Raw genomic sequence first — 24,028 nt, forward strand, 5'->3', positions numbered from 1 at the left:
TGGCACGCTGTTGAGTTCTCAAGGAACGGACGCTTCCTTCGAGCCGCCTTCCAGCGGGCCCTCCGGGCGCTTCGTTCTTTCGTGTTTCCAGCTTACCAGATGTTTTCCGCTCCGTTTTCCCGGAGTTTCTTTCATCCGATTCCCACTGGGGGGATTTCCTGCAACTTCGCTCCGAAGCTTATCAAAGCTTTCGTACTGCGCAGTTCGCGGGATTTGCTTCGTCGGAGGGCGCGCATTTCGTGAAACGCGCTCGCCTCGATTCGGCGGTGTCGTAGACACTAACGCCCGGGCCCGACCGTTGTCCAGTCAGTCCCAACCGTTCAAACCTACTAGCCCACCGGGGCCACGTCAATGGTCCGGCCGGGATGCGAGAAGAGTAGCAGGTCAGAGGCCTGGTGATCACATCCGCCTCACGCGGCGACCGGCTGAAGGTCCGCCCGGTCGGCCGCGTCCAGGTCTCCGGTCTCGCCGTCCGCCGCGGCCTTCTTCCCCAGCACCAGGGCGTAGAGCAGGAAGGCGGTCTCCGCGACGACGCCGATCGAAATGCGCGCCCAGGTGGGCAGGCCCGACGGGGTCACGAAGGCTTCGAGGATGCCGGAGACCGCGAGCACCGTCGCCATGCCGATGGCCATGCCGATGATGGAACGGCCCTGTTCCGCGAGCGCCGTCGTCCGGGTGCGCGGACCCGGGTCGATCACCGTCCAGCCGAGGCGCATGCCGAGCCCGCCGGCGACGAAGACGGCGGTCAGCTCCAGCAGGCCGTGCGGGATGAGCAGGCCGAGGAAGACGTCGAGTCGGCCCGCCGAGGCCATCAGGCCGATGCCCGCGCCGAGGTTGAGGACGTTCGACCACATCACGAAGATCACGGGGATGCCCAGCGCGATCCCGAACAACAGGCACTTGACGGCGACCATGGCGTTGTTCGTCCAGACCTGGGCCGCGAACGAGCTCGCGGGGCGGTCCGAGTAGTACGCCTCGTACTCGCCACCGGGGCGGGTCATCTGGCGCAGCATCTCGGGCGAGGCGAGGCTGTTGCGGACCTCGGGGTGGTTGGCGACCCACCAGGCGATCACCGCGGTGGCGACCAGCGAGACGACCGCGATCGGCAGCCACCACCGGCGGGAGCGGTACAGGGCCGCCGGGAAGCTCACCGTGTAGTACCGCGCCACGTCCCGCCAACCGCTGCTGCGGGTGCCGGTGACGGCGGCCCGCCCGCGGGAGACCAGCGCGGTCAGCCGGCTCACCAGTGTCGGGTCGGGCGCGGCGGCCTGCACCTTGGCCAGGTGGCCGGTGGCCCGCTGGTACAGGGTGACCAGTTCGTCCGCCTCTTCCCCGCTGAGCCGGCGCTTGCGGGCGAGGGCGTCCAGCCGGTTCCACTCCCCCTGGTGGGTGGCGACGAAGACGTCCAGGTCCATGCGGCGGCTCCATGGTCGACGCGAGGCGCGGGGCGCACGGGGCGGCCGCACACACGCGGGGCGGTCGGGCAGGTCGGGCGGGCGAAGACGTACGGACACGTGCGGGCCCAGCATGCCAGGACGGACCGACGCCGTGGCCCCCGGGATCTCACTTCCCGTCCGAGCGCCGGGCGCCGTATGTTGGCGACTGCGGATCGGACGGCAGCAGGTGGGTCGCGGGGGCCGGTCCGGGATGTCCCGCGCCACGGCGTCCATCCGCCTCCGCGACCTCGACGAGCGTGAACGGACGGGTGTCTTGAGCGACCTGGTGACCGGTGAGGCGGTCGTCCTCGACCTGCGCGCGGCGAAGCTTCCGAGCCGGGCGCTGGCCGTCGCGCTCGACCTGGCCGTGGAGTTCGCCGCCCTGCTGATCACCTCGCTGGTCCTCAGCGTCGCCCTCTCGGGCCTCGACGGCGCCGCGCTGACCGCCATCCTGCTCGGGCTGATGGTGTTCTTCCTGGTCGGCGTGCCGGTGATGGTCGAGACGTTCAGCCACGGCCGTTCACTCGGCAAGGCCGCGCTCGGTCTGCGGGTGGTCCGCGGCGACGGCGGTCCGGTGCGGTTCCGGCACGCGCTGGTGCGCGGCCTGACCGGCTTCTTCGAGCTGATCACGCTGAGCGGCGCGCCCGCCGTGATCTGCTCGGTGGTGAACTCGGAGGGCAAGCGGCTGGGCGACATCTTCGCCGGGACGCTGGTGGTCCGCGAGCGCGCCCCGGGCGGCGGCGGGACGGCGGTCGCCCTGCCACCGGTGCACCCGCAGCTGCTGCAGTCGATGGGGCACGAGCTCCGCGCGATGGACCTGTCGGCCGTCCCCGAGCCGCTGTGGCTCGCGATCCGCCAACTACTGGGAAGGATAGGCCAGTTGGACCAGGCCGTGGCGCACCGGTTGTCCGCCAGGCTGGCCGCCGACCTCGCCGCCAGGACGTCCCACGACGTGCCACCGGGAGTGCACCCGGCCGCCTACCTCGGCGCCGTGCTCACCGAACGTCAGCGTCGGGAGTGGACACGCGCCGAGGGCTACCGGCCGACGGCAGCCCCACAGACCCCACAGGCCCTGCCGACCCCACAGGCCCCGCCGACCGCCCAAGGCCCTCAGACCCCGCAGCCGTCGATGCCCGCGGCGGCCGCCGCAGCCCCCGCCCCGCTGACCGCACCACCGGCACCGCCGGCGCCGCCGGCACCGCCCGCCACCACCCAGCCCAACGACATGGGCTTCGCCCCACCCGCCTGACCCGCGGCCTACCCCCCGAACTCCACCGGCCAGGCGTTCGGCGGCGACTCCAGCTCCTCCAGCTCGACCCCGTCCGCCGACAGCACCACGTCCCCGGCGAGGTGCACCACCTGCTGCTCCCCGGTCTCCAGGTCCGCCACCTGGTACCGCTCGACGAGCAGCGGACCGGAATCCGTGTCGTGCGTGTCGGTCCCCTCCAGCAACCAGCCCTGGTCGAAGGTGCGCGGCGCCAGCACCGGCTCGGTGAACGCCACCAGCCGCACCCGGGCGCTCGCCCCCTCCCGCAGCCGCAGCAGGCGGGCGGTCGCGACCAGGAAGGCCGGCGAGCGCCCGGTGAACCCGTGGGCCCGGTCGTGCCCCTCCACCGCGTGCTCGCCGCCCGGGTCGGCCGCGTCCGTACGCACCCACGCCACCCCGTCCACCGCCCCGCCGCGGACCTGCCACCCGCCCGCCCGCAGTTCCATCCGCAGCGGCCGGGCGCGCGAGTCCAGCGTGAGGTCGACGGTGCCGGTCACCCGGCCGTCCGGGGCGTAGGTCTTGGAGACGTACCGCCAGCCGGCCGGCCCGGGAGCGCAGCTGAACCGCTCCTCGCCGAGCAGCACGTGGTCATGGGTGTCGTGGAGCGAGTACCGGCCGTTGGGCATGCCCGAAGCCTACGTGGACGCCTCCGACCGGTCGGCATGCAACCTTCCGGAGCAGTGCCCGCATTAGGGAGGCGGACGGCGCGGGAGAGACGCCGCCGACACGACGAAGGGGGGTGCGGATGGCGAAGCAGACACACGACGCGGAGTTCACGGAGTACGTGGCTTCCAGGAGCGGCTGGCTGCGGAAGGTCGCCTATCTGCTGTGCGGGGACTGGCACCGGGCCGACGACCTGGTGCAGGAGACCATCACCAAGCTGTACGTGAACTGGTCGCGGGCCAAGCGGGTGGAGAACCTGGACGGCTACGCCCGGCGGGTGCTGGTCAACGTGTTCCTCGGCGAGCAGCGCACCTCGTGGTGGCGCCGCACGGTCCGCCGGGAGACCACACCCGAGACCGTCGCCGACAGCATCGACCTGGACGCCTCGCTGGACCTCCGCCAGGCCCTGGCGGCACTGCCGCCGCGCCAGCGCGCCACGGTCGTCCTGCGCTACTACTGCGACCTGACCGTCGACCAGGCCGCAGAGGCCCTGGGCTGCTCCCCCGGCAACGTGAAGAGCCAGAGCTCACGCGGCCTGGACGCCCTCAGGACCAGGCTCGTCGCCCGCCCCGCCGTCGCAGAGAGGACGCCATGACCATCAACGATCACGACGAGCTGGCCGCCCACCTGACGGCCCTGGCCGACGCGCCGGCCCCACCGGCGGCCTTCGACGTCGCGACGTCCATCTCCCGGGGACGGGCCCGCCTGCGCCGCCGGCGCCAGGCGGCGGTCGGCGCGCTGGCCGCCATGACAGCGGCCACGGTCACGGCCGCCCTCCTGCTGGCGCCCGGAGGGGGTTTGCACGCGACCCAACTGCTGCCCGCCGGCACTCCCCGGGAATCCGCGGCCCCCACCCCCGGCGAGCCGGTCGGCAGCCCCACCAATCCGCTGATCATCAGCGGCAGGTTCGGCTGGCTCCCCGACTGGCTGGACCCGGCTCGCGACGTCGGGTACCTGGCGGACGGATCGACGGTCGTCACCAAGGCCGGCCAGGGCGGCCCGTCGGGGCGGCGGCTGGACCTCCTCGTCCATCCGGCCGGTGCCGAGCCCCGGTTGACCGAGACATCGCAGTCGAAGCCGGAGAAGGACCCGGCGCCCCCCGTCAACGGCCGGACCGCGTACTGGATCACCGATCCGACCCATCCGACGTTCGACAGCGGTCGGCGCATCCTGTGCTGGCAGACCGCTTCCGGCCGTTGGGCGCAGCTGGTGTCGAACCGCCCGCGCGGCGGCGAGGTGCCCGACGACGTGCTGCTCCGGATCGCGGCCGATGTCCAGACCGGCGAGTGGCCCGCCGCGCTGCCGTTCTGGCTGTCGGGACTGCCGGAGGGCCTCCGGCCGAGCCAGGCCGATCTGAGCCGTCCTGCGGCCGGGCAGCCGTGGAGTGCGGGAGCCGCCTTCTCCGTCGGCGAGATGACCATCGCCTTCATCGTGGCCCCCGCGGGCAAGCTGGAGTTCGGGAAGTCCGAAACGGTCTGCCGGGAGGAGCAGGGTCTGCAGATCTGCGCGACGACCGAAGGTGGCAGCAAGCCGCTGCTCGACAAGTTCGGTGGCCTGGAGGGCCTGACCCGGATGGTGCACCCCACCGGTGTCGACCCGTCGACCTGGACGACCGACGTCATCCGCTGACGGACGTCCGAACGTGCCGGTGGCCGGCACCCACGGGGGGTGCCGGCCACCGGCGTACGACTGTCACCGCATCAGTAGCGGTACTGCTCCGCCTTGTACGGGCCCTCGACCGGGACGCCGATGTAGTCGGCCTGCTCCTGGGTCAGGGTCGTGAGCTTCACGCCCAGCGCGTCCAGGTGCAGACGCGCGACCTTCTCGTCCAGGTGCTTCGGCAGCACGTACACGCCGATCGGGTACTGCTCGGTCTTCGTGAACAGCTCGATCTGCGCGATCGTCTGGTTCGCGAAGGAGTTGGACATCACGAACGACGGGTGACCGGTCGCGTTGCCCAGGTTCAGCAGACGGCCCTCGGACAGCACGATGATCGTCCGGCCGTCGGCCTTGCGCCACTCGTGGACCTGCGGCTTGACCTCGGTCTTCACGACGCCGTCGAGCTTGGCCAGACCGGCCATGTCGATCTCGTTGTCGAAGTGGCCGATGTTGCCCACGATCGCCTGGTGCTTCATCCGGGCCATGTGGGAGGCCATGATGATGTCCTTGTTGCCCGTGGTCGTGATGAAGATGTCGGCGGTCTCGACGACGTCATCCAGCGTGGCGACCTGGTAGCCGTCCATCGCCGCCTGCAGCGCGCAGATCGGGTCGATCTCCGTGACGATGACACGGGCGCCCTGGCCGCGCAGCGACTCCGCGCAGCCCTTGCCGACGTCGCCGTAGCCGCAGACGACGGCGACCTTGCCGCCGATCAGGACGTCGGTGGCGCGGTTGATGCCGTCGATGAGCGAGTGGCGGCAGCCGTACTTGTTGTCGAACTTCGACTTCGTCACCGAGTCGTTGACGTTGATCGCCGGGAACAGCAGCTGGCCGTCACGGTGCATCTCGTACAGCCGGTGCACACCGGTGGTGGTCTCCTCGGTCACGCCCTTGATGGTGGCGGCGACCTCGGTCCACTTGTTCGGGGTGTCCTTCAGGGTGCGGTTCAGCAGCTCCAGGATGATCCGGAACTCGTCGTTGTCCGCGGTGGACGGGTCCGGAGCGGCACCGGCCTTCTCGAACTCGACGCCCTTGTGGATCAGCAGGGTGGCGTCACCGCCGTCGTCGAGGATCATGTTCGGGGTCTTGCCGTCCGGCCAGGTCAGCGCCTGCTCGGTGCACCACCAGTACTCCTCCAGCGTCTCGCCCTTCCAGGCGAAGACCGGGACGCCCTGCGGGTTCTCCGGGGTGCCCTCCGGGCCGACCGCGATGGCCGCGGCCGCGTGGTCCTGGGTGGAGAAGATGTTGCACGAGCACCAGCGGACCTCGGCGCCCAGCGCGGTCAGGGTCTCGATCAGCACCGCGGTCTGCACGGTCATGTGCAGCGAGCCGGTGATGCGGGCGCCGGCCAGCGGCTGCGACGCCGCGTACTCGGCGCGGATCGACATGAGGCCGGGCATCTCGTGCTCGGCGAGCTGGATCTCCTTGCGGCCGAACGGCGCCAGGGAAAGGTCGGCGACCTTGAAGTCACCGGTGATGTCGGTCGACATGCGTCTGCTCCTCGCTGATGGGGTGGGGCAAGGCCAAGGTCCTGGGTGTGCGTCGCAGCGCGGCGGTGCCGTACGAGGGTGCACGGCCACGCCGGGGCGGCCGGGCCCGCTGTACCGGACCGGCTCCCTGTGCGCAGCACAAACCGTCGGAGGACCTCTCTCCCTCGACCGGGGCACACCGTACGGGTGCGGACCGCCGATCGACCGCCATCAGCAGCGACGTTCTGGCTCTGGTGACGAATCTACACCGGTGACCCACCGGCCGTTCCCGGTTACGGATTTTCGGGGCCCGGCCCGCCGGGCGTGGCCGCCGGGTCGGCGCCGGCCGCGGCCTTGGCCGCGCTGTACACGTCCGGCTCCAGGTAGATCGCCCGGGCGATCGGGACGGCCGCGCGCACCCGCTCCTCGGCGGCGTCGATGGCGGCCGCGACCCGGGCGGCGCTGTCCTCCGCGTTGACCGCGATCTTGGCGGCGACCAGCAGTTCCTCGGGGCCGAGGTGGAGCGTGCGCATGTGGATCACGCCGGTGACCGCGTCCCCGTCGACCAGGGCCGCGCGGATGCGGGCCACCGACTCGCGGTCGGCGGACTCGCCGAGCAGCAGCGACTTGGTCTCCAGGGCGAGCACCACGGCGATCAGCACCAGGAGGACGCCGATGCACAGGGTGCCGACGCCGTCCCAGACGCCGTCGCCGGTGATCACGGTGAGCGACACGCCGAGCAGCGCGAGCACCAGGCCGATCAGCGCGCCGGTGTCCTCCAGCAGCACCACGGGCAGTTCCGGCGCCTTCGCGGTGCGGATGAACTGCACCCAGCCCTGGCCGCCCTTGGCCTTCGCCGACTCGCGCATCGCGGTGAGGAAGGACCAGCCCTCCATCGCGATCGCGAACACCAGCACGCCGACGGCCCAGCCCCAGGAGTCCAGCGCCTCCGGGTGGCGCACCTTGTGCCAGCCCTCGTAGACCGCGAAGAGGCCACCGACGCTGAACAGCACGATGGCCACCAGGAAGCCGTAGACGTAGCGCTCGCGGCCGTACCCGAACGGGTGCTCCTCGTCGGCCGCCCGGCGCGCCCGCTTGCCGCCGATCAGCAGCAGCACCTGGTTGCCGGAGTCGGCCACCGAGTGGACGCCCTCGGCCAGCATCGACGACGACCCGGTGAAGCCGAAGGCGGTGAACTTGGCCACCGCGATCGCCAGGTTCGCCGACAGCGCCGCGATCAGCGCTTTCGTCCCACCCTCTGCACTCATGCGCTCACCGTAGCGTGCGCCTCTCCCGCGCCTGCTCCCTACGACTGCGCGGCGGCGAGTCCCAGGTAGACGGCGGCGAAGTCGGTCAGCGCGACGAGGTCGGCGAGCGCGTGCAGCGGCTCGGGCCGGGCGCTGGCGTACTCGGTGAGCCGGACGTCGTGGGCGGCGGCGAGGCGGTGCGCCCGGGAGACGCCGAAGGCGCGCGGGCCCTCGTCGTCTTCCGGCACCTCGGCCGGGCCCTCGTCCTCGTCCAGCGGGCCACCGGGCGTGCCCGGGACGTGCCGCAGCAGCAGGACCTGGAGGTGCAGCGGGTCCGGCTCGTCGACGCGGTCGCGGAAGAAGTCGTCCGGGTCGGCGCCCGCGCCCAGCTGGCCGGTGAACATGCCCCGGTGCGCGGTGAGCACCTGCGGCAGCAGTCCGGGCAGCGCCGGGCGGCCGGCCCGGTCGGCCAGCTGCGCGGCGAAGCGGGTGACGACGGCCCCGGCGACGGCCCCCTCCGCCCACAGCAGCGGGACGGTCCCGGCCAGCCTGGCGGCCAGGCCCTTGGCCGGGTTGGTGTAGGCGGCGGCGTCGGGGCGGCAGCGGACGGCCGACGCGTCGAGGAGGTCGGCGGTGGCCGGGAGCGCGTCGTACGGCAGCTGGGTGACGCCGATCTTCTGGGCGAGCGCGAGCATCGGGGTCAGGTGGGCCCACAGCGCACCCGGGTCCTCGGCGGGCAGGTCCGGCTCGGCGGCGCGCTCGGCCGGCGGCTCGTCCTCGGGCCGCGCGGACGGCACGTACGGGAGCGGAAGGGCCCGCACCTGGAGCGCCGCCGCGGCGAGCGGGCTGCCCTCGGGCGCGGTGACGACGATCGCGCAGCCGCGCGCGTAGGCCTGCTCGGCGAGGCCGATCAGGCCCTGCTCGTCACCGTCGGCGGAGCTGATCACCAGCAGGTCGAGCGGTCCGGCCCAGCCGGGCAGCTGCCAGCCGAGCCCGGCGGTGAAGACGGGCGGGGCGCCGGCCCGGTCGGCGCGGGGGGCGGTGGCGTCGGCGGGCGGCAGCGGGGTGACGAGGCTGCCGGTGCCGGCCAGCGCGGCGAGGATCTCGCCCGCGGTCAGGGCGCTGCCGTGCCCGGCGACGAGGACGGCGCGCGGGCGGCCGTCGGGCCGCAGCCGGTCGAGGCCGGCCGCGTCGGCGAGCCGCAGCGCGGTGCGCACCCGCGCGCCGGAGCCGGCCAGCGCGAGCAGGGCGCGGTCGCGGTCGGCGCGCTGGAGGGCGGCCGGGTCGTCGAGCAGGGTGTCGTCGAGCATGCGGCGGTCCTCCGGCTGCGGTCGGCTGCGGTCCTGGGGGCGCTGGGCTGGCGGTGCGCTGGACTGGCGGGGCGCTGAGCTGGCGGTGCGGGGCTTCGCCCCCAAGGATCAGGCCGGGCGGCGGGCCTCGTCCACCAGGAGGACCGGAATGCCGTCGCGGACCGGGTACGCGAGGCCGCAGTCCGTACCGGTGCAGACCAGCTCGGGCTGCTCCTCGGTGCCGGCCTCGGCGAGCGCGGCCCGGCACTGCGGGCAGACCAGGATCTCCAGCAGGAAGGATTCGAGCTTCAAGGGGCTCTCCAAGAGTCGGGAGGTGGCGCGGCGGTGCCCCGGCCGATAGGCAACCCTACCGGCCGGGGCACCGGCGCTCCGGCTCGGGCGCGTCGGCGCCCGGGGCGCGTCAGGCGCGGACGATCGCGAGGACGCCGTCGCGCAGCTCGGCCATCTTCGCCGGGTCCTTGGCCTCGACGTTCAGGCGCAGCAGCGGCTCGGTGTTGGACGCGCGCAGGTTGAACCACCAGTCCGGGCCGGCCACGGTGAGGCCGTCCAGCTCGTCGACGGTGGTGCCCTCCAGGCCGGCGTAGGCGGCGCGGACGGCGGCCGAGCGGTCGGCCTGGTCGGCGACGGTGCTGTTGATCTCGCCGGAGGCCGCGTAGCGGTCGTACTCGGCGGTGAGCGCGGACAGCGTGCCCGGCTGCCCGCCGAGGGCGGCGAGCACGTGCAGGGCGGCGAGCATGCCGGTGTCGGCGCGCCAGAAGTCGCGGAAGTAGTAGTGGGCGGAGTGCTCGCCGCCGAAGACGGCGTCGGTGACGGCCATCTCCTGCTTGATGAAGGAGTGGCCGACGCGGGTGCGCACCGGGGTGCCGCCGAGCTCGCGGACCACCTCGGGGACGGTCCAGGAGGTGATCAGATTGTGGATGATCGTCGGCTCGGCCTCGCCGGCGGCCTGGGCGCGGGCGATCTCGCGGGCGGCGACCAGGGCGGTGATCGCGGACGGGGAGACCGGCTCGCCGCGCTCGTCGACGACGAAGCAGCGGTCGGCGTCGCCGTCGAAGGCGAGGCCGAGGTCGGCGCCGACCTCGCGGACCTTCGCCTGCAGGTCGACCAGGTTCTTGGGGTCGAGCGGGTTGGCCTCGTGGTTGGGGAAGGTGCCGTCCAGCTCGAAGTACATCGGGACGAGCTCGATCGGCAGGCCGTCGAAGACGGTCGGCACGGTGTGGCCGCCCATGCCGTTGCCCGCGTCGACGGCGACCTTCAGCGGGCGGATCGCGGTGAGGTCGACCAGGCCGAGCAGGTGGTCGGCGTAGCCGCGCAGGGTCTCCTGCTCGGAGAGCGCGCCGGGCTTGACGTCCTTGGCCGGGACGGTGACGGCGTCGTCCTCGCCGGTCCAGGACTCGACCAGCTCGCGGATCTCGGAGAGGCCGGTGTCCTGGCCGACCGGGGCGGCGCCGGCCCGGCACAGCTTGATGCCGTTGTACTGGGCCGGGTTGTGGCTCGCGGTGAACATCGCGCCGGGCAGGTCGAGCTTGCCGCTGGCGTAGTAGAGCTGGTCGGTCGAGCAGAGGCCGATCTGCACGACGTCGGCGCCGTAGGCCGCGGCGCCCTCGGCGAAGGCCCGGCTGAGCGACGGGGAGGAGGGCCGCATGTCGTGGCCGACCACGATCGCGGTCGCACCGGTGACCTGGACGAAGGCCGCGCCGAAGGCCCGGGACAGGCTCTCGTCCCACTGGTCCGGGACGACGCCTCGGACGTCGTACGCCTTCACGAGCTGCTTGAGGTCGCGCACTGCGGCTCCACCCTGGTCTCTGTGCTGATCGTTCACGATACGTCGGGGTCACCGCGCGTTCGGTCGACGGGACGCGGTGACGGTAGACGGGCAGCGTACCCGGGCCGGGGGAACGCCCCGTGCGGGGCGAGCCGTCAGTTGTCGGGCGAACGGAGGACCCGGAGGTGGCCGCGGCGGCCGCCCTCGGTGGACTCGCCCTCGGGGGCGCGGCCCTGACGGGGGGTCTGCGGGCGGGCGGCCTCGCGGACGGCGTTGGCGAGGGCCTCCAGGTCGTCGCTGCTGCGGCGCAGCGGCCCGGCCTCGGCGGCGAGGCGGACGACCTCCCAGCCGCGCGGGGCGGTGAGGCGCTCGGCGTGCTCGGCGCACAGGTCGTAGCAGTGCGGTTCGGCGTAGGTGGCGAGCGGGCCCAGGACGGCGGTGGAATCCGCGTAGACGTACGTCAGCGTCGCGACGGCCGGCCGGCCGCACGCGGTCCGCGAACAACGACGTACAGAGCTCACGAGGGTGGACGGTACAGCACTCCTCGCCGGGGAGCGAAGACCGCCTGCCCTCGTGGTGCGACGTGTCGCGCCGCGCGCCCCTCGGACTCCCCCTCCGCCGCGCCCGGGGGGCGCTTCGGCGCGGAGCCGCTCCTTCGACTGCTCCGCTCGCTCCGCCCGTTGCGGCGTACGCCCCCGCCCCGGGCGTTTCCCTGCCGGAGTGGTCCACTTCCGACCGTCCAAGGACTACCCTCGGCAGTGATATGGACAGCTCTGCACCGCAGTCATCGACGGGACCCTCGCGCCGACCCCGGCACCGCGACCGGCACGGCAGGGGGCTGCGCGGCCCGCTGGCACCGCCCCAGGTGCCGATCTCGCTCACCCGCTCCGAACTGTTCGACGACTACGTGCGCGAATCGGTGGAGCGTCTGGAGCGGCGTTGGCCGCAGCTGATCGAGGTGGAGTTCGCCGTCCAGGAGGTGCCGCTGCACGAGGCGGACGGCGCGGACTCCGAGGACGGCGTGCCGCTGGGGCGGGTGTCGCCCGGCAAGCAGGGGCGCAAGAGTCAGATCGTGGTGTACCGGCGGCCGGTGGAGATCCGGGCGAAGACCCGGGAGGACCGGGCGGCGCTGGTGCACGAGATCCTGATCGAGCAGGTCGCCGAGCTGCTCGGCCTGTCGCCGGACGCCATCGACCCGCGCTACGACGAGGAGTGACGCTCCGGGGGCCCGCGGCCGGGCCCCCGGAGCGCGCGGTCAGCGCTGGACGACGCCCGGGTCCTGGGAGGCCTGCGGGACCTTGATGGTGCTGCGGTCGTCCCGCAGCGCCTGGACGGTGAACATCGGCACGTCCTTGGCGGGGATCGCGAGCATCCGGGCGGCCACCACCGGGCCGCCGGAGGCGGTCTCCACGGTGAGCGCGAAGGAGCCGTTCAGCCCGCCGGGCTCGGGGGCCGGGACGGCGACCGTGGCACCGGCCGGCACCTGGACGTCCTTGGTCACCGGGGTGCCGCCGTTGCTGCCCGCCGAGGCGGTGACGTGGACGGTGGCGGCGTCGCCGGTCGACGTCAGGAACAGGGTGGACGCGCCGGCCCGGTTGTCGGCCACCGTGGCGCGGGCGCCGACCGGGGCACTGCCGGTGAGCCAGGCCGCGTCGGACTTGCCGTTGGAGCCGGCCCGGTCGATCCGGACCCCGGCGACGACCGGGGTGCGGTGCTTGTCGTCGCTGGGCGACAGCCGCAGCCCGGCCACCTCGTCGCGGGTGACCTTCCCGAGGTCGACGGCGGCGACCATGCCCGCCTTGACGTGGATGGACTCGTTGCCGGCCGGGGTGAACCAGCCGTTCTTGCCGGAGAGCTGGATCTTCAGGTCGGCGTCGTCGTCCGGCGACGCCCAGACGACCAGGCGGGCGGCCGAGGTGTCGGCGGGCAGGCCGGGCAGCACCTGGGTCGGGGCGGGCTCGACGGAGGACGGGATCCAGTCGGCGCCCTTGCTGCCGTCGGCGGCGTGCAGGAACGCGCCGAGCCGGCCGCTGCGGGCCACCACGTGCACGGCGAGGTCGGTGACCGGACCCTTGGTCAGCGTCGGCAGCAGGATCGACTGGGAGCTGCCGGGGGCGACGGTGATGCCGTTGGCGGCGTCGTTGTCGATCGGGCCCTTGTCGCCGTAGAGCTTGATGTCGACGACGGCGGCGGAGGACTCGGTGTTCACCAGGCTGACGTAGTCCGTCCGGTCGCCCGCGGTGCTGGCCCCGGCGAACCAGAAGCTGGTGCCGGCCGGGGTGCAGGTGACGCCGGACAGGCCGAGGCCGCGCTGCTCGGTGACCGTGGTGGTCTGCGAGACGGTGAAGCCGGGGGCGAGGGCGCCGGTGGCGAGGGCCCCGGTGCCGGGCGCGGTGTCGGCGTTGGCCGCGGAGGCCGAGACCGGGGTACCGGGCTTGGCCAGCGTCAGCCGGGCGTCGGCGGGTGCGCCGCCCTTGTCGGGGGCGGCGGCCGGAGCCGGCGGCGGGTAACCGCTCTCCTCGGCCTCGGCGGGCGCGGACTTCTTCCCGAAGGAGGGCTTCTTCATCGCGGGTCAGCTCCCCGATCCGTGGTGGTGCGGGTACCGGCCAGTCCCGTTGGGGTCGTTCGGGTCGTAGTAGGGCTCGGCCTGCGGCTGCCCCGGCACCCAGGGCTGCTGGTGCTCCGTCTGCTGGTAGGGGTCGTAGCCGTACTGCTGGTCCTGGTACGGCTGCTCGTAGCCCTGCTGCTGCTCGTAACCCTCTTGGGGGTAGGCCTGCTGGAAGTCCTGATGGGAGTGGGCCTGCTGCTGCTCGTAGCCCTGCTGGGCGTGGGCCTGGCCGCCGTACGGCGCGGCCGCCGGCTGCTGCGCGGCGTACGGGTCGTAGCTGTACGGGTCGGCCTGCTGGTACGTCTGGTACGGGTCCGTGTACGGCTCGGTGTCCTGGGCGGCCGCGGCCGCCTGGACGGCCTCCGTCATCGGATCGGCGGCGGGCTGCGGCGGCACCGCGCCCTCGTACACCCCGCTCTCCTCGGTGCCCGGCTCGGCGCCCTCGCCGCGCTCGGCCATCCGGCGGGCCCGGCGGCTGCCGGGGGCCGGGGCCTGCGCCTGGGCGGCGGCGGCCAGCGCGGCGGCGGCCACCACGTCCTCGGGCAGGTCGTCGTCCTTGTGGCTGCGGCGGCCGGGCAGGGCGAGGACCAGGATGGTCAGCCCGATCAGCACCTGCGCCCAGATCCAACCGGTGTGCAGCAGGCCGGCCTCGCGGGTGACGGACAGCTTGCCGCCGCCCGCCGGGAGCTTGAAGCCCTGCGCCCAGCCGTCGACCGTGGTCGGCTCCAGCGCGGTGCCGTCCAGGGTGGCCTTCCACTCGGGGGACGCGCTCTCGGCGAGCCGCAGCACCCGGCCGTCCGGGCCGGCCGCGACGGTCGTGGCGATGTCGCGGACGCCGGACGGGACGACCACGGGGGCCGCGCCGGGGGCGGTGATCACCGCGCGGACCGCCGCGGCGCCGTTGACCTGCCAGAGCGCGGCGGCACCGTCCTGGTTGGCCTTGACCAGACCGGGGGTGGCGTCCAGGACGTCCTTGAACACGTCGATCACCGGCCGCTCGACCACCACGTACGCGATGCCGTAGCCCGACAGGGCGCCGGCCTGGTCCGCGCCGGAGCCGGCCAGCAGGCTGCCGACCACCTTGTTCAGGCCGTCCTGGGTGCCGGTCGCCGGGTCGACGGTGGACTCGGACTGGCCGAGCGTCAGGCCGGCGCCGCGGACCAGGGTGTAGCGGACGGCTCCACCGCTCTTCTCCCCCGTCACGACGAGCGTGCGGGCGCGGTCGGTGGTGCCGGCCTCCTCCGCGACGAACGCGGGCACCTGGCTGGCATCGGCACGGTGCAGCGGACCGTCCGCGCCGGTCACCGCCCACCAGAGGCCGGTGCCCAGCGGGGCCAGCGCGGCCGCGGCCACCACGAGGGCGGCGACCGGCTGGCGCCAGCCGAAGGCGATGCCGGCCACGCGGGCGTTGGCGCCGTCGGCGCCGATCGCGGCGGCGGCCAGCAGGGCGATCCCGGCGACCAGGGTCGCAGGACCGGCCCAGGCGGGCACGGCCGGACCGCCCGAGGCGGGGGTCACGGAGGTGCCGGCCACGGCGACGGCGAAGACCATGCCCGCACCGGCCGCGCCCCAGGCGGCGAGCACCGCGCGACGGCGGTCGGCGCGCAGCAGCGCCGCGAGCGCGGCGAGCACGACACCGGCCGACAGCCACACCGGGGGCACCCCGGCGCCACCCGGGTTGACGAGCACCAGGCCGACGGCGCCGGCGCCACTGCCGTGCAGGCCCGGCAGGCCCGCCTCCATCAGCAGAGACTGCGGGTGCGACAGCACCGTCAGCGACCACGGCGCGAGCACCGCCACCGGCAGCGCGAGCACCACGACGACGCGCAGCCCGAGCAGCCGCAGCGCGGCGCCCCCGGAGCCGAAGGCACCGCCGCGGACGACCGCGACCCCCAGCGTGGCCAGGCAGAGCGGAACCGCGAGCGCCCAGGTCAGCGGCACGAAGGCGGTGGCCAGGGTGAGCAGCAGGACGGTCATCCAGACCGGCCGCCAGCCGGGGCGGGCGCCCTTGGCAGCGCTCTCTTCGCGGATGCCGAGGCCGGCGGTGATCGCCGCGGCACGGGCCAGCGGCGGCAGCAGGACGGCGAGGACGGCGGTGCCGAGGCGGCCCTGCGCGAGCGCGCCGGTCGCGGCGGGCAGCAGCGCGTAGGCGGCGCTGGCCCAGGCGCGGACCAGCTTGGAGTCCAGCAGCGGACGCGAGACCAGGTAGGCGCTGACCGCGGCGAGCGGCACCGTCAGGAAGAGCAGCAGGGTGATCGCGAGGTCGGCGTGGCCGAAGAAGATCCAGGACAGGACGGCGAGCACGCCGAGGTACGGCGGTGCGGCGGCCGTGGAGCCGGTGCCGATCGGGTGCCAGGCGTCGGCGTACATCGACCAGAGGCCGCCGGCGCCGTCGGCGGCCGGCAGCAGGGCGCCGCCGAACAGCACGCCGCTGCCGAACAGACCGCGGCAGGCGACGAGGGCGAACACCAGCAGGGCCGCGAACAGGACGGGCGCGGGGCGCCGGGCGAGCTTCTTGATCAGCGCGAACTGCTCGACGACGAGGTCCTCGGCGTCGTCGTCGCCGCCGGCCTCCACCGAGCCGTGCCGGCCGACGTTGTCGTCCGCTCCCCCTATCCCGAGCGAGCTGATGACGCCCTCGACGGCGAGCCGGGTGGTCGCGCCGGGCGCCGGGAACAGCGTGCGGTCGTCCAGGGCGTCGGCGGCCCTGGTCCGGGCCCGGCGCTTTCGCGCGGCCAACAGCCGCGGCAGCCGGACGAGTTCGTGCCCGAGCCCGGCGAGCTCGTCGAAGGCCTGGCGCGGGTCCTTGCCCAGCAGGTTGGTGACGGCCCGCACGAGCGTGCCGAGCACCAGCCGCAGCAGGACGTAGGGGAAGAGCGCGCCCTTGCAGTTGGCGAGCAGGGTGTAGACGGCTCCGGCCTTGTCCACCCGGTGCGGGTGGGAGGCGCCGCAGTCGATGGCGCGGCGCTCGCGGCTGGCCGCCTCGGCGTGCCGCAGCACGGCGTCGGGGGCGACCACCACGCGGTGGCCGGCGGCGTTGACCCGCCAGCAGAAGTCGGCGTCGTCGCGCATCAGCGGCAGCGCCTTGTCGAAGCCGCCGAGCTCCTCGAAGACGTCCCGGCGCACCAGCATGCCGGCCGAGGAGACGGCGAGCACCGGGCGGACCTGGTCGTGCTGGCCCTGGTCCTGCTCGCGGCGGTCGAGGCCGGTCCAGCGGCGGCCGGAGCGGGCGATCGTGACGCCGACCTCGAGCAGCTGGCGGCGGTCGTACCAGCTGCGCAGCTTGGGACCGACGACGGCGGCGCTCGGGGTGGAGTCGGCGACCTGGAGCAGGCGGCGCAGCGCGTCGGTCTGCGGCTCGCAGTCGTCGTGCAGCAGCCACAGCCACTCGACCGGCTGGGTCTCGCGCGGGCCGCCGCGGGCGAGGTCGTCCTCCTGGGCGAGCGGGTCGCCGAAGTCGTCCCAGCCGCCGGTGACCGGGTCGTAGCCGGAGGGGTCGAGCCGGTACGGGAGGTCCTCCGGGCGCAGCGGCGGGCTGTTGAAGACGGCCTCGGCGACGGCGGTGCCGAACCCGGCCCGGCGGCCGAGGATCAGGGGCCCGCTCTCGGGCAGCCAGTCGGCGAGGGTGTCGGCGAGCAGCTGCGGGGAGTTGTCGGTGGATCCGGTGTCGACCGCGAGCACCCGCTGGACCTGGCGGTCCTGGCCGAGCAGGCCGGCCAGGGCCTGCGGCAGCCAGCGGGCACCGTCGTGCGAGACGATCACGGCGGTGACCAGGTGGCGCGGATAGGCGGGCGGCCTGGCAGCGGTGAAGCCGCTCTGGTGGCTGTAGACGGTCATCGAGTGCGCGGGCCCCAGTTCTCGGTGGACACAGCCGGTGAACGGCAACCGGATGGCGCACCACACTAACGGCTCCGGGTTGCGGCTCCGTCCACGGTGTCCGTGCGGGGACGGTGAAGGACGGCCCACGACCGTGCCCCGGCACGCGAAAGCGCCCCACCACCGCGGTGAGGCGCCCGTACAGCTGTGTGGTTGTCCTCCGTCACCGGAGGATCGGCGGAGGCCCGAAACCGCTCCGCCCGGACCGCGGCCCCGGCGGGCCGGACCGGTCCTCCGTCAGACCGCGCTCTTCTTGAGCCGCCGGCGCTCGCGCTCGGAGAGGCCGCCCCAGATCCCGAAGCGCTCGTCGTTGGCGAGGGCGTACTCCAGGCACTCGGAACGGACCTCGCAGGCGAGGCAGACCTTCTTCGCCTCGCGAGTGGAGCCGCCCTTCTCGGGGAAGAAGGACTCGGGGTCGGTCTGGGCGCACAACGCGCGCTCCTGCCAGCCGAGTTCCTCCTCGTCCTCCGCGATGCCGTCCCCGATCAACAGCTCAAAGAGCTCGCTCATGTGGCGCGCCTCCTCTGCCCCTACTTGGCGTCCCCGTGGTTGCCGTTGCCTCGTGCGGCCGACGACACGAGTGAAATTACAGTTGCGTCACTCTGGCTCAGTCAAGCCGAGCTCTGGTATTGGGGCCAGGATTCACTCCCCGGCACCAAGCCGTTACGAATAGTGTACATATCTGGACACATCGGACTTTTCGCCCAGATGCCCCGGACAGCTTCGAACCATCCGCAACCATCCGCCGAGTGACGCCCGGTCACCCTCACAGGCCGGTCATCGCCCTGCCTTCCCGGCGATCTTCCCATCGAAACATAGACGGTGATGAATCACCCCATCCGGTACTTCCGGACCGAACCCACCCGAATGCCGCATCTCCCGGTTTGACACCACCCCCGCGGATGCGGTCTCCTTTCCCCTATGTCAGAGTCCATGAGCCCCCGGAGCGGTTCCACGCTCCGCCGTGCCGTGAACTCTTGTTGTCGCCTCTGTTCCTGCTGTATCTAGGCGCCCGCGTCCCACCGCGCGCCGCCCCCAGGAAGCACAGAGGCCGCCCGCGATTCCCGCCCCAGGACATCCCGGATCCGGCTGATCCCTGACGAACCAGCCGCAGATCCGAGGACGACAGCCGTGCGCATGACCCGCATCCGCAAGCGGAACCGCGACCGCAACAAGCTCGCCCGCCGTGGGCTCCAGGCCGCCCGCCCCGCCGCCGCCCGCTGGGACGACGGCCTCTCCGACGTCTCCATCGCCGGGGACCCGCTCGCCTTCCCGCACCTCGCCCGCACCGACCTGCCCGCCCACCCCACCACCGTCGCCGGCTACGCCCGGCTGGTCCGCGAGATCGCCGCCGACCGCACCCGCTGGGAGCACCTCGTCCGCTACGACGCGCTCACCCGCTGGTACGCCCGGCTGGAGACCGGCCCCGGCTACGAGGTGTGGCTGCTCAGCTGGCTGCCCGGGCAGAGCAGCGGCTTCCACGACCACGGCGCGTCCTCCGGCGTCATGACCGTCGTCCAGGGCGAGCTCGTCGAGCGCTCCCTGACGCACGCCGGCGAGGGCGCCCGCGCCCTGCGCCCCGGCGGGCAGAGGGTCTTCTCCTCCGGCTACCTGCACGAGGTGGTCAACGGCGCGCTGGAGCCGGCCGTCTCCATCCACCTCTACAGCCCGGGCCTCACCGAGATGAACCAGTACGGCGGAGCGAACGCCGTCCCCGAGCAGCACCACGAGCAGCCCGCCGAGCAGGGCGCGGCGCAGGGCTCCGCGCACGGCCGGCCGGCGCAGGCCGGGACGTCTTGACCGAGGACTGACGGGCAGTCGGGCCGTGGCAGGATGGGCCCATGCGCATCGTGGCACTGGCAGGCGGAATCGGCGGGGCGCGCTTCCTGCGCGGACTCCTCGCGGCGGTCGACCCGCAGGACGAGATCACCGTCATCGGCAACACCGGCGACGACATCCACCTCTACGGACTGAAGGTCTGCCCCGACCTCGACACCGTGATGTACACCCTCGGCGGCGGCATCCACGAGGAACAGGGCTGGGGCCGGACCGACGAGACCTGGTCGATCAAGGCCGAGATGAAGGAGTACGGCGTCGGCCCCGAGTGGTTCGGGCTCGGCGACCGCGACTTCGCCACCCACCTCGTGCGCAGCCAGATGCTCACCGCCGGGTACAGCCTCAGCCAGGTCACCGAGGCGCTGTGCGTGCGCTGGAAGCCCGGTGTGCGGCTGCTGCCGATGAGCGACGACCGGGTCGAGACCCACGTGCGGATCACCGACGAGCAGGGCACCCGGGCCATCCACTTCCAGGAGTACTGGGTCAGGCTGCACGCCGCCGTCGACGCCGAGGCGATCATCCCGATCGGCGCCGACACCGCCAAGCCCGCGCCCGGCGTGCTGGAGGCGATCGCCGCGGCGGACGTCATCCTCTTCCCGCCGTCCAACCCGGTCGTGTCGATCGGCACCATCCTCGCCGTGCCCGGCATCCGCGGGGCCGTCGCCGCCGCACCCGCCCCCGTCGTCGGGCTCTCGCCCATCATCGGCGGGGCGCCGGTGCGGGGCATGGCCGACAAGGTGCTCGCCGCCGTCGGCGTCGAGGCCACGGCGGAGGCCGTCGCGCTGAACTACGGCTCGGAACTGTTGGACGGCTGGCTGGTCGACACCGCGGACGAGGGCGCCGTGAGCACCGTCGAGGCCGCCGGCATCGCCTGCCGGGCCGTCCCGCTGCTGATGACCGACGTCGACGCCACCGCCGAGATGGCGCGGGCCGCGCTGGCCCTCGCGGAGCAGGTCCGGGCGTGACCGTCGAGATCCTCCCGGTCGGGGGACTGCCCGAGATCGAGGCCGGGGCCGACCTCGCCGCGCTGATCGCCAAGGCGGGGACGTACGAGGACGGCGACATCCTGCTCGTCACCTCCAAGATCGTCAGCAAGGCCGAGGGCCGGCTCCTGCACGCCGCCGACCGCGAGGCCGCGATCGACGCCGAGACCGTCCGGGTCGTCGCCCGGCGCGGGCCCGCCCGGATCGTCGAGAACCGCAACGGCTTCGTCATGGCCGCCGCCGGCGTCGACGCCTCCAACACCGCCCCCGGCACCGTCCTCCTCCTGCCCGAGGACCCCGACGCCTCCGCCCGCGCGCTGCGCGCCGCGCTGCAGCGGCTCACCGGGCGGCGGCTCGCCGTCGTCGTCACCGACACCTTCGGCCGGCCCTGGCGCAACGGGCTCACCGACGTCGCCATCGGCGCCGCCGGGCTGTCCGTGCTGGGGGACCACCGCGGGCGCACCGACAGCCACGGCAACGAGCTCGTCCTGACCGTCACCGCCACCGCCGACGAACTCGCCGCCGCCGGCGACCTGGTGAAGGGCAAGGCCGGCGGCGTGCCGGTCGCGGTCGTCCGCGGCCTCGGACACCTCGTCACCGCCGAGGACGGCGAGGGCACCCGGCCGCTGGTGCGCCCCGCCGCCGACGACATGTTCCGGCTCGGCACCTCCGAGGCCCTGCGGGCCGCCGTCACCCTGCGGCGCACCGTGCGGGCCTTCACCGACGAGCCCGTCGACCCGGGCGCCGTCCGGCGCGCCGTCGCCGCCGCCGTCACCGCGCCGGCGCCGCACCACACCACGCCGTGGCGGTTCGTCCTGCTGGAGTCCGCGGACACCCGCACCCGGCTGCTCGACGCGATGCTCGACGCCTGGCGGCGCGACCTGCGCGAACTCGACGGCTGGGACGACGCGAAGATCGCCCGCCGCACCGCGCGCGGCGACGTCCTGCGCAACGCGCCCTACCTCGTCGTGCCGTGCCTGGTCATGGACGGCTCGCACGACTACCCCGACCCGCGGCGCGCCGCCGCCGAACGGGAGATGTTCACCGTCGCCGCCGGCGCCGCCGTGCAGAACCTGCTGATCGCCCTCACCGGCGAGGGCTACGGCTCCGCGTGGGTCTCGTCCACCATGTTCTGCCGCGACACCGTCCGCACCGCCCTCGACCTCCCGGACACCTGGGACCCGATGGGCGCCGTCGCCGTCGGCCGCCCCGCCGAAGCACCGCGCGACCGCCCGGAACGCGGCGCGGACGCCTTCATCGCGGTCCGGTAGTCAGGGCGACCACCGGTCACCTGCCGAAGCCCTCCATGTGACGGGTCGAGATCGGCCGGGATCGACCCGTCACCGCCCTCGAACGTCGGCATGCCGTCGACTTCGTCGCCCATCGGATCCGTCCGGAAGGGGCGCACCGACTCGTCGGGCGAGGGTGAACCGAACAGGCCTGCCGGGGAGTTCGGCCGTGCTCGCGGCCGGGTCGTCCACGCCGTCGTCCATGGCATCGGCGTATTGGCGGCCTCCGTCAGCGGCCGCGGTGGTCGTTGGGGGTCAGGCGGGGGCCGTAGCGGGGGGCGCGGGCTCCGGTGGCCGTCAGGAGGCGGCAGACGCGGTGACGGTGGGGGCGGTAGGGCTCCAGGAGGGCGAGCATCCGGGCGTCGTCGCTGCGTGGGCGGCCGGACAGGGCCCAGCCGACCAGGTTCGGCAGGTGGAAGTCGCCGACCGAGACCGCGTCCGCGTCGCCGTTGCTGCGCTGGAGGGTCTCGGCGGCCGTCCAGATCCCGACGCCCGGCACGGCGGTCAGGCGGGCGAAGGCCTCGGCGTGGTCCATCGCGGACGCCTCCTCCAGGCGGGGCGCCAGCCGGACCGCCCGCACGACCGTCGCCGAGCGCTTCGGGTCCACGCCCGCGCGGTGCCACTCCCAGCTCGGGAGGAGCGCCCACTCGCGGGCCGACAGCGGCACCCGCATGCCCTCCGCCGGGCCCGGCGCCGGGGTGCCGAAGTCCCGGAGCAGCGTCCGCCAGGCGCGGTAGGCCTCGTCGGTCGTCACCTTCTGTTCCAGGATCGCCGGGACGAGGGACTCCAGCACCAGGCCCGTCCTGGTCAGCCGCACGCCCGCCGTCCGGCGCTGGGCGTCCCGCAGCGGACCGGGCGGCAGCACCAGGCCCTCCGGGTCGTCCTCGGCCCCGAGCAACGCGGGCAGCCGGTCCAGCAGCCACCCGGCACCCGGGCCCCACGCCCGCGCCTCCACCTCGCCGGCCCCCGGGCGGGACAGCACGCGCAGCGTCCCGACACCGGCCGGGGTCCGGGACGCCCGCCAGACCGCTCCGTCACCGGTCGTCCGGTACGAGGGGTCGGCCGGGCCGCGGCGCAGCGGGAGCAGCGTGCGGGCCACGTCCAGCGGGAAACCCGGCCGCCAGAGCCGCACCGACTCGCCGCCCGTCACTGCGTCGCCTCCTCCGCCGCCGTCCCCGACCATGGGGATATGAACGATACGCGGCTGCCGGACCTCTCCCCCTCGGACGAGAACGCGGTGCGAGCGCTCTACGACCGGGCCCTCGACGGGTGGAACCGGCAGGACGGCTCGGCCTTCGCCGGACCCTTCGCCGCCGACGGCGAGGTGATCGGCCACGACGGCACGCGCCACCGCGGGCGGTCGGCGATCGCGGCCGAACTCGGGCGGATCTTCGCGGACCACGTCACTCCCCGGTACGTGGCCGCCGTACGGCGCGTCCGGGGGCTCGGGCCCGGCGTGGCGCAACTGGACGCCGTCGCGGGGCTCGTACCGGCGGGGGCGGCGGACGTGGTGCCGGAGCTCAACTCGGTGCAGACGGTGATCGCCGTGAACGCGGGGGCGGGGTGGCGGATCGCGCTCCTGCAGACCACACCCGCCCGGTACGACCTCCGGCCGGACCTGGCGGCGGCTCTGACGGAGGAGCTGCGGGGGCTGGTGGGAGGCGACGCGGGGGCGAGGACGCTGAAGACGTGACGGGAAGCGCGAGGCGCTCAAACCGGATGGTCGCCGCGAACACGGGTGTCCGCCACGCCGCCCGGCGCCGGGTCCGGCGCCCCTCCCGGGGTCACACCCGGAGGCCGTAGGCTGGGGCGCACCATGACTGCGCCTTTCGCTGCCGATGCCCGCACCCCCGTCGAGCTGCTGCACGCATACCTGCGAGGTGGCACCCCTTCGGTCGATCCCGCGGCCCCGCTGGTCACCTTCTACGACGACGCCACCGGCGAACGGGTGGAGCTGTCCGCCCGGACGTTCGACAACTGGGTGGCCAAGACGGCCAACCTGCTCCAGGACGAGCTCAACGCCGGTCCCGGCGACCGCGCCGCCCTCCTCCTGCCCGCCCACTGGCAGAGCGCCGTCTGGCTGCTGGCCTGCTGGTCGGTCGGGGTGACGGCGGTGCCGGGCGGCGAGCCGGCCGCCGCCGATCTGGTGGTCAGCGGCCCGGACGGCCTGGAGTCCGCCCACGCCTGCGAGGGCGAGCGGGTCGCGCTGGCCCTGCGCCCGCTGGGCGGCCGGTTCCCGCAGCGCCCGGACGGCTTCCTCGACTACGCCGCCGAGGTGCCCGGCCAGGGCGACCGCTTCGCGCCGTACTCGCCGGTGACCCCGGACGCGCCCGCCCTGGAGACCGGCGTGGACGGGCTGCCGCTGAAGCTGACCGGTGAGCAGACCGTCGCCCTGGCCCGCGAGGGCGCCGTCCGGCTCGGGCTGAACCCGGGCGACCGCGTGATGTCCACGCTGTCGTACGACGACTGGACGGGCCTGGAGGCCGGCCTGCTGGCGCCGCTGGCGGCCGGCGCCTCGGTGGTGCTGTGCCGCAACTCCCAGGGCCTGACGGCCGAGCAGTGGGAGAAGCGGGCCGACTCCGAACGGGTGACACTGCGCCTCGGGTAACCCCCGCCGCCG

Annotated in this window: 21 protein-coding genes; 9 read left to right on the forward strand and 12 right to left on the reverse strand. The window is 74.0% G+C overall.

All coding sequences use genetic code 11. The features are described 5' to 3' along the window. Window positions 1-410 precede the first annotated feature (410 nt). Window positions 411-1,415, reverse strand: coding sequence for a stage II sporulation protein M (locus ACFV4G_RS19720; RefSeq protein WP_380441998.1), 1,005 nt, complete (start codon window positions 1,413-1,415; stop codon window positions 411-413). 295 nt (window positions 1,416-1,710) lie between these two features. Here ACFV4G_RS19720 and ACFV4G_RS19725 point away from each other — a divergent pair, with 295 nt between their 5' ends. Next, window positions 1,711-2,685, forward strand: a complete 975-nt coding sequence (locus ACFV4G_RS19725) for an RDD family protein (protein WP_380442000.1) — start codon at window positions 1,711-1,713, stop codon at window positions 2,683-2,685. 8 nt (window positions 2,686-2,693) lie between these two features. Here the strand turns inward: ACFV4G_RS19725 and ACFV4G_RS19730 are convergent, their stop codons facing one another. Continuing rightward, window positions 2,694-3,329: a hypothetical protein gene (locus ACFV4G_RS19730; RefSeq protein ID WP_380442002.1), complete on the reverse strand. Its 636-nt coding sequence runs from the start codon at window positions 3,327-3,329 to the stop codon at window positions 2,694-2,696. A 119-nt stretch (window positions 3,330-3,448) separates the two neighbouring features. Here ACFV4G_RS19730 and ACFV4G_RS19735 point away from each other — a divergent pair, with 119 nt between their 5' ends. Both ACFV4G_RS19735 and ACFV4G_RS19740 read left to right on the forward strand, forming a co-directional pair. Further along, window positions 3,449-3,961: a SigE family RNA polymerase sigma factor gene (locus ACFV4G_RS19735; RefSeq protein ID WP_380442004.1), complete on the forward strand. Its 513-nt coding sequence runs from the start codon at window positions 3,449-3,451 to the stop codon at window positions 3,959-3,961. Further along, window positions 3,958-4,995, forward strand: coding sequence for a hypothetical protein (locus tag ACFV4G_RS19740; RefSeq protein WP_380442006.1), 1,038 nt, complete (start codon window positions 3,958-3,960; stop codon window positions 4,993-4,995). Before ACFV4G_RS19735 ends, ACFV4G_RS19740 begins: the two co-directional genes overlap by 4 nt. Window positions 4,996-5,066: 71 nt before the next feature. On the opposite strand, the gene ahcY is transcribed toward ACFV4G_RS19740, so the two are convergent. From ahcY to ACFV4G_RS19770, 6 genes are all read right to left on the reverse strand, one after another. Next, window positions 5,067-6,515, reverse strand: a complete 1,449-nt coding sequence (gene ahcY / locus ACFV4G_RS19745) for an adenosylhomocysteinase (protein WP_380442009.1) — start codon at window positions 6,513-6,515, stop codon at window positions 5,067-5,069. A 272-nt stretch (window positions 6,516-6,787) separates the two neighbouring features. After that, window positions 6,788-7,762, reverse strand: coding sequence for a cation diffusion facilitator family transporter (locus ACFV4G_RS19750; protein WP_380442012.1), 975 nt, complete (start codon window positions 7,760-7,762; stop codon window positions 6,788-6,790). Between the two features lie 38 nt (window positions 7,763-7,800). After that, window positions 7,801-9,051 carry an SIS domain-containing protein gene (locus ACFV4G_RS19755; RefSeq protein WP_380442015.1) on the reverse strand — a complete coding sequence of 417 codons (1,251 nt, stop codon included), beginning with the start codon at window positions 9,049-9,051 and terminating at the stop codon, window positions 7,801-7,803. Window positions 9,052-9,159: 108 nt separating this feature from the next. Continuing rightward, on the reverse strand, window positions 9,160-9,342 hold the full coding sequence (locus tag ACFV4G_RS19760) for a Trm112 family protein (RefSeq protein WP_329928842.1): 183 nt from the start codon (window positions 9,340-9,342) through the stop codon (window positions 9,160-9,162). A gap of 109 nt (window positions 9,343-9,451) precedes the next feature. Next, entirely contained in the window at window positions 9,452-10,837 is a 1,386-nt protein-coding gene (locus ACFV4G_RS19765; RefSeq protein ID WP_380442018.1) for a phosphomannomutase/phosphoglucomutase, read from the reverse strand. A gap of 134 nt (window positions 10,838-10,971) precedes the next feature. Further along, on the reverse strand, window positions 10,972-11,337 hold the full coding sequence (locus ACFV4G_RS19770; RefSeq protein ID WP_280686050.1) for a DUF3499 domain-containing protein: 366 nt from the start codon (window positions 11,335-11,337) through the stop codon (window positions 10,972-10,974). A gap of 242 nt (window positions 11,338-11,579) precedes the next feature. Between ACFV4G_RS19770 and ACFV4G_RS19775 the strand changes: the two genes are divergently transcribed. Then, complete coding sequence (locus tag ACFV4G_RS19775) at window positions 11,580-12,032, forward strand: metallopeptidase family protein (RefSeq protein WP_380442021.1); 453 nt, start codon at window positions 11,580-11,582, stop codon at window positions 12,030-12,032. A gap of 39 nt (window positions 12,033-12,071) precedes the next feature. Here ACFV4G_RS19775 and ACFV4G_RS19780 read toward each other — a convergent pair whose 3' ends face one another. The 3 genes from ACFV4G_RS19780 to ACFV4G_RS19790 form a co-directional block, all read right to left on the reverse strand. After that, entirely contained in the window at window positions 12,072-13,382 is a 1,311-nt protein-coding gene (locus ACFV4G_RS19780; protein ID WP_380442023.1) for a DUF5719 family protein, read from the reverse strand. Window positions 13,383-13,388: 6 nt separating this feature from the next. Further along, window positions 13,389-17,261 carry a glycosyltransferase gene (locus ACFV4G_RS19785; RefSeq protein WP_380442025.1) on the reverse strand — a complete coding sequence of 1,291 codons (3,873 nt, stop codon included), beginning with the start codon at window positions 17,259-17,261 and terminating at the stop codon, window positions 13,389-13,391. Window positions 17,262-17,537: 276 nt separating this feature from the next. Then, a complete protein-coding gene (locus ACFV4G_RS19790; RefSeq protein ID WP_030062195.1) occupies window positions 17,538-17,810 on the reverse strand; it encodes a WhiB family transcriptional regulator in 273 nt (90 codons plus the stop codon). 621 nt (window positions 17,811-18,431) lie between these two features. On the opposite strand from ACFV4G_RS19790, the gene ACFV4G_RS19795 reads away from it, so the two are divergent. The 3 genes from ACFV4G_RS19795 to ACFV4G_RS19805 are packed head-to-tail and all read left to right on the forward strand — an operon-like array spanning window position 18,432 to window position 21,390. Then, window positions 18,432-19,100 carry a cysteine dioxygenase gene (locus tag ACFV4G_RS19795; RefSeq protein ID WP_380442027.1) on the forward strand — a complete coding sequence of 223 codons (669 nt, stop codon included), beginning with the start codon at window positions 18,432-18,434 and terminating at the stop codon, window positions 19,098-19,100. A 41-nt stretch (window positions 19,101-19,141) separates the two neighbouring features. Then, window positions 19,142-20,101, forward strand: coding sequence for a 2-phospho-L-lactate transferase (gene cofD, locus ACFV4G_RS19800; RefSeq protein ID WP_380442029.1), 960 nt, complete (start codon window positions 19,142-19,144; stop codon window positions 20,099-20,101). Next, complete coding sequence (locus tag ACFV4G_RS19805; protein WP_380442031.1) at window positions 20,098-21,390, forward strand: coenzyme F420-0:L-glutamate ligase; 1,293 nt, start codon at window positions 20,098-20,100, stop codon at window positions 21,388-21,390. The genes cofD and ACFV4G_RS19805 overlap by 4 nt, the downstream gene beginning before the upstream one ends. 247 nt (window positions 21,391-21,637) lie before the next feature. Here ACFV4G_RS19805 and ACFV4G_RS19810 read toward each other — a convergent pair whose 3' ends face one another. Then, entirely contained in the window at window positions 21,638-22,591 is a 954-nt protein-coding gene (locus ACFV4G_RS19810) for a DNA-3-methyladenine glycosylase family protein (RefSeq protein ID WP_380442033.1), read from the reverse strand. Between the two features lie 6 nt (window positions 22,592-22,597). On the opposite strand from ACFV4G_RS19810, the gene ACFV4G_RS19815 reads away from it, so the two are divergent. Together ACFV4G_RS19815 and ACFV4G_RS19820 are read left to right on the forward strand one after the other, a co-directional pair. Further along, window positions 22,598-23,101: an SgcJ/EcaC family oxidoreductase gene (locus tag ACFV4G_RS19815; RefSeq protein WP_380442035.1), complete on the forward strand. Its 504-nt coding sequence runs from the start codon at window positions 22,598-22,600 to the stop codon at window positions 23,099-23,101. A gap of 123 nt (window positions 23,102-23,224) precedes the next feature. Then, a complete protein-coding gene (locus ACFV4G_RS19820; protein WP_380442037.1) occupies window positions 23,225-24,016 on the forward strand; it encodes a TIGR03089 family protein in 792 nt (263 codons plus the stop codon). Window positions 24,017-24,028: the final 12 nt, after the last annotated feature.

Source organism: Kitasatospora sp. NPDC059747 (assembly GCF_042732955.1).
Taxonomy (GTDB): Bacteria; Actinomycetota; Actinomycetes; order Streptomycetales; family Streptomycetaceae; genus Kitasatospora.